The following is a 15,563-nucleotide window of genomic DNA, read 5'->3' on the forward strand; positions in this document are numbered from 1 at the left end:
GTCCGGGTCGCGCTACTGCGGCCCGCCGAGGACGCGCGCCCAGAGCGCCTCGTCCACCTCGACCGCGTACCGCTCGCGCAGTTCGGCCTCGACCTCGGCCGCCAGCCGCTCGCGGTGGTGCTCGGTGAACGCCTCGACCACGCGCTCGCGGACCTCGTCGAAGCCCAGTTGGCGCTCGTCGAGCCGCCGCGTGGCCTTGACGACGGCGTACCGCCGGCCCTCCGGCGTATCGTAGGCGACCGGGCCGGTCACCTCCCCTTCCCCGAGGCCGAACGCGACCTCGCCGAGGTACGGCGGCTCCTGGATAAAGCGGGCGACGATCTCGCCGTCTCGCGTCCGCCCGAAGGAGCGGCGGAGCCGACGGTCAGAGGCGTCTTCGAACGGCGTCCCAGCCTGGAGCCGCGCCCAGACGTCGTCGGCCTCGGCCTCGGTCTCCCGCTCGATGACCTCCGTGTACACGGTGGGCAGCTGGTAGAACAGCGAGTCGGCGTGGGCCTCGTAGAACGCGCGGAGCGCGGGCTCCGTGGGCTCTGGGAGGCGCGCCTCGATCCGCTTCCGGTCGTAGTACTGCTCGAAGGCCTCGGCGAGCACGGGGCTCGGCGTGCCGGGCCGCATCAGCTCCTCGTCCAGCCCGAGCTCGAGGGCGACGTCCACCATCCGGTCGGCCCGGACGGCCTCGAGCAAGTAGTCGCGCACGAAGAGCACGCTGTGCCGTCCGGAGGAGCGGCTCACCGCCAGGACCTCCCCGATCAGCCGCGGGAGCTCGCTGAGCCGGAGCTCGCCCGCGCTGTCGGTAAACACGACGGCGTCGCCGCTCTCGGCGACGTGGGCGCGGACCGTCTCGGCGTAGTCCGTCTCGAAGAACCCGGGCGTCCGCGCCCACTCGACGATCTTCGAGACCACCTCGTCATTCCAGCGCACCGTCGTCGAGTCGACCGTGGCCTGCCGCTCCTCGTAGTACGCCTGGTTGGCCTGCTCGGAATACCGCCCGCGCTGGACCTCGACGATCCGCGGTCGGACCTGCGCGAGCGGCGGGACCGGGACCTCCTCGACGCGCTCGCCGACGACGATGACGAAGGCGTCTCCCCGGTCCAGGCTCAGGGCCTCGCCGGGCTCGAGACGAAACGTGACCGCCATCATCGGCGACCGGGTGCTCCGCTCCCAGGTGACGGGGGCCATGAGCCCGCCGGTCCGGACAGAGGCCTCGTCCTCGGAGTACCGCGCGACGAGGGCCTCGACCGACGCGCCCTCATCGAGTTGGCGTCGGACCTCCTCGACCGTCTCGCGGAGCGCGGCCAGGGTCGCGGGCGTCGCGCCGGGCGGCTTCCGGAGCACGATCTGGCGGTAAAAGACGACTCGGCCCATGGCCTCATGTTGGGCCCGGATCGCGTCCTCGTTCAGGAACGGCTCCTCGTACGTCTGCTCGTAGTACGCGACGAGGAGCTCCTCCGCGTACCGTGGGCCGAGGCCGGCGAGGAACGCCGGCTCCTCGTCGTAGCCGAGGCGGAAGAAGTCCCGGCCTTTGAGCCGTTCGAGCGTCGCCTCCTTCAGCGCGATGCGGAGCTGCTCGGTGGGGTCCATCACCCCCCGGTAGAAGATGCGCTCCGCGCGGTCGCGGAGCTCGCCCATCGTGACGTCGACGTCGTCTTCGACCGTGGCGACGACGGCCTGTCGGCCGGCCGGCTGGCCGAGGGCGGGGACCGTCCCGAGCACGACGAGCAGGCCGAGCGCGAGCGAACGAGAGAGGCGCATGGGAAAAGTCGAGTGGGATCGGAACGTCACAACAAACCCGGGGCCCCGGCCGACATTGTGACCGGGGCCCCGGGAGGGTGCCGATGCGTCGGAGTTTACCGGACGATCACCATCCGGCGGGACTCGACGGAGTCGCCAGCGCGGAGCGTGTAGACGTACACGCCGCTGCTGAGGGACCCGGCGTTCCAGTCGGCGGTGTGCGCGCCGGCCGCGAGCTCGCGGTCGACGAGCGTGGCCACGCGGCGGCCGAGCGCGTCGAAGACCTCGAGGGTCACGTCGCTCGCCGTCGCCAGCTCGAACTCGATCGTCGTCGCGGCGCTGAACGGGTTCGGCCGGTTCTGGCCGAGCTGACCGATCAGGGACGGCCCACGCTCGTCGGCCGTGATCAGCGTCGAGCCCGTCGCGAGCGCGTTGTCGATCGCGGCGTACTCGGCGTCACGGGTCGCCATCCAGGCCGACTTCTCCGCCGGGAACCAGTTGAGGTCACCGACCGGGTAGCCGTTGTAGCCACCGGAGAGGTACGTGTCGTTCGAGTACGAGAGGTCGAGCGGGATCGGCCAGTCGAAGACGATCCAGTTGTTTGTGTCCTCGGTGTCGATCTCGTTGCCGGCCTCGTTGCCGGCCGTCCGGATCTTCGGGAGGAGGTCGGAGACGGCGACGTCGCTCGAGGCCGAGGCGAAGCCCCAGTCGTAGAGCTCGTCGACGCGGCCCGGGCCGTTGGCGAAGCCGGGGGCGCCGGCCTCGTACCACGTGCCCCACGTGATGAGCGGGTACGTGGCGTCGTCCATGAAGACCGACATCGTCCGGTCGTTGGCGAGGATCGCCTGGTCCGACCACTGGAGCGACGCGTCGCCCTCGAGGCAGCCGTCACCGGCGCAGACGTCGCCCTCGACGCCCTGCGCGTTGAGCGCGTCGTCGATGGTGAGGAGGCTCTCGTCCCAGTACGCGGCGTTCGCGTCGACGAGCACCTGCCGGTCCGCCTCGGTGAACGGCTCGCTGTCCGGGTACGCCGCCGAGGTCGCCGCGATGGGCTGGCCGGCGTCGTTCGTCGGGAGCGGCGCGAGGTTGATGATGCCGTGCGGCTCGAACGCCGACGCCGGCAGCTCGTCCGGGTTGAGGTACATCTCACCCGCGTCCAGGCCGGGGTAGTACGGCTGGTAGTTGCTGTTGACGATGAGGTTGTTCGTCGCCGCGAAGTTGGTGAAGTAGCCGTTGCTCAGGAAGACCTGACCGGCCGCGTTCACGAACGTGTTGTGGTTGAACTTGACCTCCGAGGGGGAGAAGTTCCGGAATTTGTACTGCATGCCCGCGTTCTGGACGTGCGTCGTGTTCTCGACCCACATGACGTCCGTCGGCGCCTGCACGTTGTCGTACACACCGCCGTTGCGCCGCGAGGGCTGGTCGGTCGCGTTGGCGAAGTAGCTGTTCGAGACGTAGAAGCGGGTCCCGACGTTGTCGTTGGAGTTGATCATCGTCCAGCGGTTGTGCTCAGCCAGGACGTTGTCCCACACGATGTCAAGGTTGTTGCCGTCGACGTTGACGAAGCTCCAGCCTGCCTGCCCCTCCGTGCTAGCGCTCGTGAAGTGCAGGTTCTTGAGCGTCAGGTCCTGGTCGACGCTGATCGACGGGTTCACACCCGTGCCCGAGGCGTCCGTGTAGCCCGAGATGGTCGGCGGGCGGCAGTTCGGGTCGTCGCCCTGGACCATGATCCCGCAGTTCTCACCGACGATGGTGAGCGGGCGGCCCTGCGCGCCGATGGCGGCGTCGAGGAGGTACAGCGCGATGTTGCCCGATTCGAGGGAGCCGTTGGACCCCGCGTGGAGCATGTAAACGCGGCCCGCGGGCGCGCCGGTGTCGGCCGCGATGACGGCGCCGAGCGTGCTGGGCACGCCGCCGGCGTCGAAGAAGTCGGCGATGACGAGGGTGTCGCCGCGGGTCTCGAGGACGTAGTCGCTCAGGGGGTCCTGAGCGTTCGCCCCGTAGGCCACCAGCGCGACCACCCCGAGGGTGAGTAGCGTTCGAGTCATGGAAGGGTCCCTATGGGAAATGATGGTGAGAGAAACAACGCTGGGGGAGCGAGGGGCTCCCCCAGCGTGACAGGCCCTACAGGCCGTATCGGAGGCCGAGTTGGAATCGGCGCGGGTAGTAAGCGATCTGAGTGATGGCGTTCGACGGGGCCTCGGCGTCGGGCCCCACCACGAGGCTCCGGTTGTTGTTCTGGGCCGGGTGGCTCAGGTTCACCCCGTTGAGGAACAGCGAGAGCCCGTCGATCGGGAGCCGCTGGCGGAGCGAGAAGTCCCAGCCGTAACGCGGCTCGGCGAACGTGTCGAGCGCCGGGTCGCGCTGGTCCAGCCCGACGAGGATGTCGCCCTGGTAGCGGAACGAGACGCGGCCGGAGAACCCGCCGATGTCGGCGCCGAGCGCGACGTTCAAGACGTCCTCGCCCTGCTGGAAGAGGCGGCCCGTCCGGACCGTGTCGACCTGGACCTGGGGCGAGAACGGCCCGGTCCGCTCGAGGAAGATCGACTGGTAGTCCATCTCGGAGTTCAGCCGCGTGTAGTTCACGTTGAACACGATGCTCCGGAGCACGCCCGGGAGGTACCAGAAGTTGGTCTGCCAGTCGACCTCGAAGCCGGTGAGCAGGGCGTCGTCCGGGTTGTTCACGAAGGTCGAGATCAGACCGACCGGGTTGATGTCCGGCACGGCCTGGCCGTCGGGGGACCCGTTGCCATCCACGTCTTCGCAGGACCGGCGGACGCGGCCGTCGTCACACGTCGGGTACCCGATGGCGACCGGCGCCCAGAAGGTCCCCTCGAACAGGTCGAGCGTCTGGCGCTGGATGCTCACGCCGCGGATCACGTTCGAGAGGTTCTTCGCGAACACGCCGACCGTGAAGAGCCCGATCCGGTTGTTGTGGAAGGAGAGGTAGGCGTCGTAGTTGTCCGAGATCGTCGGGAGGAGGTTCGGGTTGCCGGCCGCGCCGTCGCTGCCCTGGTTGACCCAGGAGCTGGCGAGGAGCGACTGGTAGTCCGGGCGCGAGGTCGTCTTGGTGTACGCGAGCCGGATGTCGAACCAATCCGTCGGGCGGATCTGAGCCTGGATGTTGGGGAACCACTGCCCGATCGAGCGATCGACGCTCACCGTGTCGAACACGGCGCCCTGCCCGTCATACAGCGTCTGGTTGACGAACGGGGCCGTGTTGCCGAAGCTGAAGTTCTCGTATCGGACGCCGCCCAGGAGGTTCAGGAACCGGCCGAAGTCGAGGTCGGCCATGAGGTACCCGGCGGCGATCTCCTCGTTCGCGGTGTAGTCGAAGCGGTTGGACTGGGCCACGGCCGGCGTGGGCCACCCGGTCTGGGCGTCGCGGAAGTACCGGTCGAGGTACTCAATGTTGAGCGCGCCTGAGAACGCCCGGCGACCGCTGAGGAAGTACTGCCCACGCCCCTCGTCGTAGTCGGGGTCGAGGAACGGCTGGAGCTGGAGCGACGGCGTGGGGTCGAGGCCGATGCTGCGGAGGAACTCGGCCGCCCCGCTGTTCTCGCCGGAGTCGGCGAGGCGACGGTAGTACTGGAGCAGGTCCCGGTCCCGGTCGAGTTGGGTGTACTTGCCGCCGCCCTTGAACTCGCCCGTGACGAGGCCGACCGTGACGGGGACCGTCAGGTTGAGGGCCCCCGCGAGACGGCGCTCGCCGAAGTCCTCGTAGGTCGTAATCCCCTCATTGACGCCGCCTGGAGAGCCTGTGCTCAGGAACTCGATGTCGAAGATCTGCTCCTCGGAGGTCCAGTTCTCGAGCCGCTGCCCCTCGAAGTAGCCCGTCCCGGCAAAGTCGATCTGGTACCCCAGGTCGTCCTCCCGGCGGCTCCGCGAGTGCGAGAGGGACCAGTCGATACCGAACCGCTCGAACAGGTGCTCGCCCTGGAGCGAGTTCACGAGGAGGAAGCGGCTCCCGACGGTCCGGTTGAGGAGGAACGTCCGGTTCCCCGACTCGAGGAGAAGGCGGTCCGTGAGCGTCGCGTTGTCGAATTCCTCCGCCGAGTACGCGTTCTGAAGGATGAGCTTGCCGCCCGGGAGGCGGAAGTCGAGGAGGAGGCTCCCTCCCACCTCTTCGTCGACGTTGACCTGGTCCTGGAAGTTGTACTGCTGGATCCCGTACGGCCGGCGACCGCCGACGACGTCGGCCTGCGGGAGCGGGGCCCACGTGGCCGAGCCGATGTCGCCGCCGCCGTTGAACCGGCGGGCGTTGCCTTGGACGAACACGCCGAGGCGCTCGCCGAGGAACCGGTTGCTGACGCTGGCCCAGGCTCGGTAGTTGTCGGCCGTGTTGTCCTGGTCGTTGTAGTCGCCCTGCAGCATCGTGTCGAAGTGGAGCCCCTCGGGCGCCTCCTGGAGCCGGAGGTTCACGTTGCCGCCGATCGAGTTGGCGTCCATGGCCGGCGTGACGGCCTTGGACACCTCGATGCCCGCGAGCATGTTCGACGAGATGAAGCCGAGGCTCGTTGAGCGGTCCGTCGTCGTCGACGGGAGCTGAATGCCGTTGACGGTGATCGTGTTGTACTTGGCCTCGATGCCGCGGACGACGATCTGGTCGCCGTTCTGGAGCGAGACGCCCGGGAGCCGGCTCACGGCCGTGGCCGCGTTCTCGTCAGGCAGCTCCCGGATGCGCTCCGCCGACACGACGTTCGTGATGGTCTGCGCGTTGAGCTGCTCGTTGATGGCCGTCTGCTGGCCGAGCGCCTGGCCCGTGATCTCGATCTGGATGCCGCCGTCGCCGTACGAGAGCGAGAGGTCGACCTCGACCTCGCCGCCGGCCGGGACGGTCACCTGGGCGGAGTCGCTCTGGAACCCGACGAACGAGGCCACGATGGTCTGCTCGCCCGCGGGCGCCCCGACGATCGTAAACCGGCCGTTGACGTCAGTCGCCGCGCCGATCGTCGTGCCGGCGACGACGACGTTGGCGCCGGGGAGAGTGTTGCCGCCGCCTTCCGTGACGGTCCCCACGACGCGACCCGACTGGGCCGCAGCGACGCCGGAGAGCGCGAGGAACAGGACGAAGAGCGACGCGGATCGGAGTCGGCGGGTCGCGTTCATGAGAGGCATGGGGGGAGCGTAGGCCTCCGGCGCCGGACGGGTTGTCCGGCGCCGCGAGGCCTGTCGGGGAACGGGAGTGTAGGCGGTGACCATGCGGGCTAACGCGCGACCACGACGGGGACGGCGGTGACCGCGTCACCGGCCTGGAGCCGGACGAGGTACGTCCCGCTGGCGAGCCCGCGGGCCTCGAAGGTGGCCGTGTGCGCACCGGCGGCCTCGGGGCCGTCGGCGAGTACGGCCACGCGGCGACCCAGGAGGTCGTAGACGGCGAGGCTCACATCGGCCGCCTCGCGGAGCTCGTAGGAGACGCGCGTCGAGGTCGAGAACGGGTTCGGCGCCGTGCTGAGGAGCCGGACCGCCCCATCGACCTCGGCCTCGTTCGCCACGCGGAACTGGGGGAGGTACTCGTCCTCGAGCCAGTCGAGCGCGGGCCGCTGCTCGCCGTTGGACCGGACGAGGTACGCCTCCTCCTCGTTCCGCCAGAGGCCGGGCCGCCAGCCCCAGAACGTGATGCCTTCGACCGACGGGTGCTCCCACAGCAAGGGGAAGATCCGCTGCATGTCGCGGAGCTGGTTCGCGTCGGACTGGGCCTCCGTCACGAACGCGCTCCTGTTCGGGTTGCCGTCGACGTCGAACTCGGTGACCTGAATCGGGAGCCCGGTCTCGCCGAGGAGGTCGAGCACGGCCGTGATGGGCGCGCCGGACCGCGTCGAGAACGCGTGACCCTGAACGCCGATCACGTCGATCAGCCCCTCGGCCTGGAGGTCCTCGATGATGCCGCGGTACTCCTGCGCGGCCTGGATGCTGCTCAGGATGCCGTAGTCGTTGAGCATCAAGCGCTGGTCGTCACCAAAGACCTCGCGGGCCATCCGGAAGATCTCGATGACCCAGTCGTAGCCGGTATCGCCGTCGCCTCCGAAGGCGTCCTTGTAGTCGGCCCGGCCGTTCTGGCCGTCCGGCGGGTTGTGGGTCCGGAGGACCTCGTTGGACACTTGGACGACGTCCATGTCCGGGTAGCGCTCGGCGACGGCCTCCATCCACTCGCGGATCTCCTCGCGCTGCTCGGCCGGCTCGAGGCCGGAAATCCAGTCCGGCTGCTGCGCGCCCCACGTGAGGACGTGGAAGTTGTAGTCGAGCCCGTTCTCCTGGGCCAGCTCGTACGAAGCGTCGAGGCCGCCCCAGTTGAACTGGTCGCGGGTGCCCTCGACGGAGCCCCACTTCCCGGCGTTCTCAGCGATGACGTAGTTCCAATAGAACTCGAAGTCCTCGGTCTGCGCCGGGCTGTAGATGTTGCCGATGAACTTCTCAAGGCCAGCCCCGAGCGGCTGCTCCGGGAGCTCGATCGGCTCCCCCGCGTCCACCGACCCGGGCTCGCCGTTGTCGAGGTTGGTGACGGTGTAGAACAGGTCGGAGCGGCCGAACGCGAGCTTGTCGATCAAGAGGCCGTTCTCGCGCGCGCCGATGGTAAACGTGTGGGTGAGCTCGCCCGGAGCGACGTAGAAGGAGTCGGCGGGGACGTCGTTGAAGTTGTTCTCGGAGAGGTTCACCCACTTCCAGACCTCGGCGCCCTCGGCGCCCAGCCCGGACACGAACTCGTCGGGCGTCGTGAAGCCAGCCGCGGCGAGTTGGTTGGCGACGATCCAGCCGTCGGCGACCGACGGGTCTTGGTCGCCGAAATCGTTGGCGTAGAAGAAGCTGTCGTCGTCGAACGTCGAGGCGCCGACGTAGACGCGGGCGAAGAGGTCGTACCAGCCCGGAGCGTCGAACGTGACCTCGTAGGTCGCCGTGCGGTTGGCGCCCGGGAAGCCGGCGCCGCCCGTCGTCTCCGTGACGTCGGTCGTGATGTCGATGTAGTCGACGCCGGCGTCGGCGTCGGTCGCCGTGGCGTACTCGCTGCCGAGGTCGCCGTCCTCCGCCTCGACGACGATGGGCGTCGCGCCCGCCTCGGGGTCGACGATCGAGAGCCCGTCGATGTAGATCGCGTTGCCGACGTTGGCGGCGTAGCTGAAGTGGACCGGCGCCCGGACCTCGGTCTCCTCGTCGGTGATCGTGAACTCGAACGTGAACTCCTGCCACTCCGTCGTCAGGTCGACGTTGTCGCGGAGCGCGGCGTACTCGTTGAACGCCTGGTTGCCGACCGAGAAGGTCGCCGTCGCGCCGTCCTCGTCGGCCTTGGCCCAGATCGAGAACTGGTACGTCCCGTCCGGCATCACGGTGACGGGGAAGGCCGTCGCCTCAATGTGCCACGGGTTCGCCCCGGACGCGGCGACGGTGACCTTAAGCGCCTTCTCACCCTCCTGGGCGTCGTCGACGATCTCGAAGACGGCGGGCGGGTCGACGTCGGCGTTCACCGTCAGCTGCCAGCCGTCGATGCTGGCGAGGTCCTCGATGACGCCGAGGTCGGCGGATTCGAAGCCGCCGTTCGTGACCTGGGCTGAAGCGCTTCCGGCTCCAAAGACGGCGGCCAGGAGAAGGCCGAAGAACGTGCGGACCAGCGCGGAACGGCCGCGCGTGGCATTAAAGTCGGTGGAGATCAAAACAGGTCTGGAGCAAGAGACAGAAAGAAGAGCGGGCTGTGCCGTCGGTACGAGAAGGCGGTGGCCCAAGGCCCGAAGCGCTTCCGTGACGGTGGGAAAACGAGGCGCCTTCACGGCGTCCAGGGGCTGAAGGCGGAGGCACTCGGCCCGGAATGGTAACGTCATATGACGAGTCGGTGTAGAGGCTACGAAGGGCGGCTCGCCATGTCAAGGCACCACGGAGTGGCCCACACAGTGTTGCCACATACAAAAAACGTGGCGGTACTGCTCAACTGGGGGCGGTTCCTTCGTCTCGGGGGCCGGAGGGCGAGGCGGCGAGCGAGTCCAAGGGCAGGGGCTCTTCTCATTCCACGTCGGCGCGTCGACTGAAACGCTGAACACATGGACAGCGGCGCGTGGGCCTCGGAGGCATCCATTGTCGTCCGACCCTGGTCCCCACCGACAGACCGGGGCGCCGAGGTCGGGACAGGGCCATTGGCGGCCGCCCACCGGAGGGCGACGCGACGCGACTCGGAGCGTGGGCAGGAAAGGGAACGCACGGGAGCGCGAGGCGGAGGGGTCGGAGGGGATGACGGCGAGGCCGCTCGGACCACCAAGGGGTCGGAAGCGCTTCTCTAATCTAATGAAACGTTTCAAACATCCGAGGTTTCCTCGCCCCGTCTAGAAAAAAGAGGAGCGGGACGCCCGGGTCTCTGCCGATCGCGTCAGCGATCCGAGGGGTGGATCTCCACCGTCGCCGGTGCCAGCCCGTCGCTCGAGATCGTCACCGTGAGCGGCGCCGTCGCCCCCGGCGCGAGCCGGACGATCCCGAGCGCGAGCCCGTTGAACGCCTGCCGGCTGGCGGACTGAAACGGCTCGAAACTCGTCGGGTCCCCGTTGTCGGTCGCCACGACCTCACCTGGGCCGTCGACTTCGAAGCGGACGCGATTCGACGCCTCGGGCACGACGCGTCCTTCGGCATCGAGCACGCGGACCGTGAGGAACGACAGGTCGCGGCCATCCGCGGCGATCACGGCCCGGTCCGCCTCGGCGTCGAGGCGGGCGGGCGCGCCGGCCGTCTCGACGCGGTCGCGAGCCCACACGTGGCCGCCCTTATACGCGACGACCTCGAGGGTGCCGGGCTCGTACACCACGTCGTCCCAGCGGAGGCGGTATTCGTACTCGCCCTTGCGCTTGCGGCCGAGCGACGCGCCGTTGAGGAACAGCTCGGCCTCGTCGCCCGAGGTGAACACGTGGACCGGCGTGACCTCCCCCACGCGGCCCGGCCACGTCCAGTGCGGCAGGATGTGGGCCATCGGGTGGTCCGGCCGCCACTCCGACTGGTAGAGGTAGAACCGGTCCTTCGGGAAGCCGGCCAGGTCGATCACGCCGAAGTACGAGCTCCGCGCGTCGTAGTAGGGTGTCGGCTCGCCGAGGTAGTCGAACCCGCTCCACACGAACCCGCCGCCGACGTACGGGTGCTGGTCGAGCGACCGGAACACCTTGTCGGCCGACGACCCGAACGGCGCCGTGTACAACTCGTACGCGCTGACGTAGTGGCGGACCGGATCGCCGCCGGTCGAGTCGCTGACGGGCGCGCTGATGCCGGGCGCGACCGGGAAGACGTAGGTCCCGCGGCTGCTCACGGCCGCCGCGTTCTCACTGCTCACGATCACCTTGTCGGGGTAGGCCGCGTGGAAGGCCGGGTACAGCGGCGACGTCGTGATGCCCTGGAGGTGCGAGTACGCCGGGGCGTCGCGGATCCCCTCGCCCTGGTAGTTCAGGTTGATGAGGTCGGTCGCCGTGGGGAACGCCATGTCGGGCTTGGCGAAGTTCATCGACGCCGTCGTCGGGCGGCCCTGCGGGTCCTCCTCGTGGACGATCGCGCTCAGCCGCCGGCCCACGTCCGCGCCGGCCTCCTCGGTGTACTGCTCGCCGACCTCGTTCCCGATGCTCCACAGGATCACCGACGGGTGGTTCCGGTCGCGGCGGACCAGCGCGCGGGTGTCGGGCTCGCCCCAGTCGGGGAAGATGAGGTGGAAGTCGAGCGGCGTCTTCCGGCGCTCCCACACGTCGAACGTCTCGTCGACCACGAGGAAGCCCATCCGGTCGGTCAGTTCGAGGAGTTCCGGCGCCGGCGGGTTGTGGGCCATTCGGATGGCGTTCGTCCCCATCTCGCGGAGGATCTCGAGCTGGCGCTCCGCCGCGCGCACGTTGAATGCCGCCCCGAGCGCGCCGAGGTCGTGGTGCTGGTTCGCGCCCCTCAGGTAGACGTGCTCGCCGTTGACCACCACGCCCCGGTCCGGGTCGAACTCGAGGCTACGGATGCCGAACGTCGTCTCGACCTCGTCGACGGGCACGCCGTCGCGGGAGACGGTCGTCACGGCGACGTAGAGGGTCGGCGTTTGCGTCGGCGGCGGGCCCCAGAGGCGCGGGCTCTCGACCACGGCCGCGCCCTCGACCGTGGCGCTCCCGCCCGCCTCGACCGTCGCCGTCAGCGGGTCGAACCGCGCGACGGCCGGGCCGACCCGGTCGCCCTGGGCGTCGAGGCGGACCACCTCGGTCACGACCTCCACGCTCGCGTCCGCGTCGCCGTCGTTGTCGACGGTCACCGCCAGCTCGACCGTCGCCGCGTCCTCGGACACGTCCGGCGTCGCGACGGCCGTGCCCCACTGGGCGACGTGGACGGGGTTCGTCTTGACCAGCCACACGTTCCGGTACAGGCCGCCGCCGGGGTACCACCGCGACGAGTTCGGCGGGTTGTCGAGCCGGATGACGAGCTGGTTCTCGCCGCCGAACGCCACGTACGGCGTCAGGTCCACGCGCCATGAGGCGTAGCCGAACGGCCAGCCGCCGACTAGCTGCTCGTTGAGCCAGACGGTCGCGTACGACATCGCGCCGTCGACGTCGAGGAAGATCTGCCGGCCGGCGTCCTCTGCCGCGAGGTCGATCGCCTTTCGGTACCAGCCGACGCCCCAGCTCGGCAGGCGGCCCATCCCACCGTACGGGCCCTCCTCCAACCACGGGCCCTCGATGGCCCAGTCGTGCGGGAGGTCGACGCGCTCCCAGCCGGAGTCGTCGAAGGCACGCTGGACGTACGACACGTCGGCGCCAGGGTGGCCCGGCGGGCGCTCGTGCCGCTCCGCCGGATCGTCGAGGAAATCGTTGGCCGTCGGGAGGACCCACGGCTTGAGGACTCGTTGCTGGGCCTCGACGTCGACGGCCGCTTCGGGCTCGGCGTCGGCCGGCCGGTCGTCCTGGGCCTCCGAGTCGTCGGGGCGGACGTCGTAGAGCAGGCGTCCCTCCGCGTCGACCGGGTCGCCCATCGTGAACCGCCAGCCGTCGTTGATCGACACGCGCTCGCGGCCGGCGCTCGGACTCGCCGTGGCGGCTGGGGCTTGAACGGACGGCCCCGAACTGCACGCGGCGAGCACGGTGGCGAGGAGGAGGAGAGACTGTCGCATGGGTGGGGTCCGCGAGTCGGAGGACGCCGCATCCGTCGGGGACGAGCCCGCTGAGGCGTTCGCCAGTCTACCCCCGCCCCACCCCGGCGTCGACGCCGGGGTGGGGGCGTCGGGGGCTACTCGGCGAGCAGCTCGTTCGCCGCGTGAACGAGGTAGACGTAGGACGCGCTGACGTCCAGGACGTACTCGTTCTCTCCCCAGAAGAACGGCCAGTCCTCCTTGTTCTCGAAGAAGTCCGGCTCGAACATCAGCACGCCCGGCACCACCCCGCCCGCGATGAAGCCGAAGTCGGCGCGGTTGATGCCGTAGGCGACCTCCTTCGACACGGTCCCCACGGCCGAGACGAACGAGACGTTCGAGTACGGGTGGCGGCCCAGGACGTAGTGGAGCCCGTTCAGGACGTCCTCGCGGCCGACGAGGTCGGGGTAGTGCTCGTGGGCGTGGAAGTTCGTGATCGCGAAGTCGACGATCTGGCTGTTGCCGGCCCAGCCGCCCGTCGAGATCGGGACGCCGTACGGGTTCTCGTCCGCGATCTCGGCGAGCTGTTCGCGGTAGGCCTCGACGTGGGGGCGCAGCCGGGCCTTGTAGTCGTCGCCGAGGTGGGGGACGGCCTCCAGCGCGATGCCGATCGGGCTCCAGCGGCCCGGCGTGTTCTCCATGGCGGGCCACAGCAGCGCCTCGAACCGCTCGGCGTAGGCCTCGTCGCCCGTCGTGCGGTACATCTGGAGCGCGGCGGCTAGCTCGCCGCGGGCTCCGAACCACCGCGCGGGGCCGTCCGCCTCGGGCGCCTCGCCGGCGTTGTCGTCGAGGAGCTTCTGCGCCGAGGCCATCGCCCGCCGGGCGAGGTCCGGGTTGAAGTCGCTCAGCACGCGGGCCGCCGCCGCGAGGGCGCTGACCGTCGAGAACTCGCGGCTTCGCGAGCGGCCGGTGAAGGCCCAGCGGTCGTCGGGCGTCCCGCTCGAGACGCCGTCGGTCTCGTAGGGCGCGAGGTCCGGGTTGTACGGGAGGTTGTCGGTCTCGGTGCTCGCGTCGCCGAGGTGGTGGTACTGGTGGAGGTTCGGGACGATGATCCCGCGCGTCGGGTGGCCGATGTTCTCGATTTGGGCAACGAGGTTGAGCGTCCCGTGCTCGATCTGCTGGAGCAGGTCGGGCTGGCCGTCCGGCCGGTGGATGTCAACGTAGCGGGTCTCTTGATCGATGAACGTCTGGTCGCGGTCCACCTCGAACCGCTCCCAGAGGGTCGTCATCGTGCGGACGACCTCGTTGTGCCGCTCGGTCTGGATGTCGAAGTCGCCGGCGTCGAACCACCCGCCGACGTCGAGCCCCGGGATCCGCTCGAGCGCCTCGTACTCGGTGTCGGTCGTCGGGCCCATCTCGTAGCCGTCGAAGTGCTCGATGTTGGGCGGCGCCTGGAGCGCGTCGTCGAGGTACGGGACGCCGTGCCACAGCCGGTAGCCCTCGTTGACCGCCATGTGGTCCATCTGGACCGGGAAGAACACGTCCATCGTCGGGTGCCACGCGTCGGCGTAGACGTCGGGCTTGATGACGAACGGGGTCGTCGTCTGGTCGCCGTACCGAATGGCGTAGACGCCGGGCTCGGTCACCGACGAGAAGTCGAACGTGAGGTAGCGGTACCGCGTGAACGCGCCCCACTCCGTCGCCGGCCCGGCGAACGCCTCGACGTGCTCCCCGTCGGCCGTAATCCGGTGGAGCGTCGCCGTCGCGAGCGGCGCGTCGTTGGCGTCGAGCTCGACGATGGCCACTTTCTCCTGGCCCGGCGTGTACCCGACCTGCGAGAACTGGACGACCGGCTCGCGCGTCCAGCCCGGCGTCGCGTTCGGCGTGACGGTCCACTCCAGCACGCGGCCCGTCCGGCCCTCGGGGAGCAGGCTCCGCACGACGTACCACCCGTTCTGGGCCAGGAGGCGGCCGTCGAACAGCAGGAGGTCGGCGTCCTCGGACCGGATCACGACGCGGTGCGCGGGGTCCTCGGGCGCCAGCACGAGCGTCCGGCCCTCGGCGATGGGCTCGGGCACGATGAACTGGCCGAGGCCGCGGTCGTCGAACGTCGTCTGGCCGTTGTACTGCGGCACCTTGTCCGCCAGCGGCGCGACGCGGCTCGGGCCCGACGGGTGGCGGGGGAACACGTTCGGGACGCCGTCGACGAGGTACGTCTTGCGGAAGTAGGCGGAGGGCAGGAACTCCAGGTTGAACCCGGCCTTGCCGACGAGCGCGGCCGGCACCGGCTCGTCGAGGTCGACGCTGAGGCGGAGGCCGTCGCCCTCGGGGACGGCGTGGACGTCAGCTTCGAATCCGTAGTCCTCGTACCGCAGCGTCACGTCGATCGCGCCCGTCTCCGGATCGACGGTCCGGGAGACGACGTCGGGGATGAGGTCCCACTGCTCCGGCGTGTTCTGGAGGCGGACACCCCCGTTCGTCGCCGTCCGGATGCCGTGGTGGATGATCTCGATGCCGGCGTTCTTCTCGTCGTAGAACATCCCGTCGTACTGGTTGCTGAACACCAGGACGTTGACGCCGTCGGCCTCGTAGTACTCGCGGTCGTTGAGTTGGAGCGTCTGGGCCGAGGCCGGGACGGCGAGCGCCAGACCGAGGACCGAGGCCGCCGCCGCTCGCGCGAGCGCGCTCCGAAGTCGGCGGGACGGGGTGCCCGCACGCGACGCGCAGGCTCTAGTGGGGGACGTGGGCATGGATCGGGATCGGGTGGGGATGAACTGCAGAGGAG

6 protein-coding genes are annotated in these 15,563 nt (G+C 69.5%); all 6 read right to left on the reverse strand.

Annotation, left to right across the window (positions count from 1 at the left end; translation table 11 throughout):
• Window positions 1–12 precede the first annotated feature (12 nt).
• A complete protein-coding gene (locus tag BSZ37_RS00460) occupies window positions 13–1,752 on the reverse strand; it encodes a peptidylprolyl isomerase (RefSeq protein WP_095508657.1) in 1,740 nt (579 codons plus the stop codon).
• Between the two features lie 95 nt (window positions 1,753–1,847).
• Complete coding sequence (locus BSZ37_RS00465) at window positions 1,848–3,779, reverse strand: T9SS type A sorting domain-containing protein (protein ID WP_095508658.1); 1,932 nt, start codon at window positions 3,777–3,779, stop codon at window positions 1,848–1,850.
• A 76-nt stretch (window positions 3,780–3,855) separates the two neighbouring features.
• Window positions 3,856–6,849 carry a TonB-dependent receptor gene (locus tag BSZ37_RS00470; protein ID WP_218830351.1) on the reverse strand — a complete coding sequence of 998 codons (2,994 nt, stop codon included), beginning with the start codon at window positions 6,847–6,849 and terminating at the stop codon, window positions 3,856–3,858.
• Window positions 6,850–6,938: 89 nt separating this feature from the next.
• The gene (locus BSZ37_RS00475) at window positions 6,939–9,377 is read right to left on the reverse strand and encodes an endo-1,4-beta-xylanase (RefSeq protein ID WP_218830352.1); all 2,439 of its coding nucleotides are present in this window, start codon (window positions 9,375–9,377) and stop codon (window positions 6,939–6,941) included.
• 704 nt (window positions 9,378–10,081) lie between these two features.
• On the reverse strand, window positions 10,082–12,820 hold the full coding sequence (gene galB / locus BSZ37_RS00480; RefSeq protein ID WP_095508660.1) for a beta-galactosidase GalB: 2,739 nt from the start codon (window positions 12,818–12,820) through the stop codon (window positions 10,082–10,084).
• Window positions 12,821–12,936: 116 nt separating this feature from the next.
• A complete protein-coding gene (locus tag BSZ37_RS00485) occupies window positions 12,937–15,528 on the reverse strand; it encodes a glycoside hydrolase family 9 protein (protein ID WP_095508661.1) in 2,592 nt (863 codons plus the stop codon).
• Window positions 15,529–15,563: the final 35 nt, after the last annotated feature.

This window comes from Rubrivirga marina (assembly GCF_002283365.1).
Taxonomy (GTDB): domain Bacteria; phylum Bacteroidota; class Rhodothermia; order Rhodothermales; family Rubricoccaceae; genus Rubrivirga; species Rubrivirga marina.

What these genes read in the sequence shown, in the direction of transcription:
- BSZ37_RS00460 (WP_095508657.1), bottom strand. Translation starts at nt 1,752, where the DNA reads ATGCGCCTCTCTCGTTCGCTCGCGCTCGGCCTGCTCGTCGTGCTCGGG.
- BSZ37_RS00465 (WP_095508658.1), bottom strand. Translation starts at nt 3,779, where the DNA reads ATGACTCGAACGCTACTCACCCTCGGGGTGGTCGCGCTGGTGGCCTAC.
- BSZ37_RS00470 (WP_218830351.1), bottom strand. Translation starts at nt 6,849, where the DNA reads ATGCCTCTCATGAACGCGACCCGCCGACTCCGATCCGCGTCGCTCTTC.
- galB (WP_095508660.1), bottom strand. Translation starts at nt 12,820, where the DNA reads ATGCGACAGTCTCTCCTCCTCCTCGCCACCGTGCTCGCCGCGTGCAGT.
- BSZ37_RS00485 (WP_095508661.1), bottom strand. Translation starts at nt 15,528, where the DNA reads ATGCCCACGTCCCCCACTAGAGCCTGCGCGTCGCGTGCGGGCACCCCG.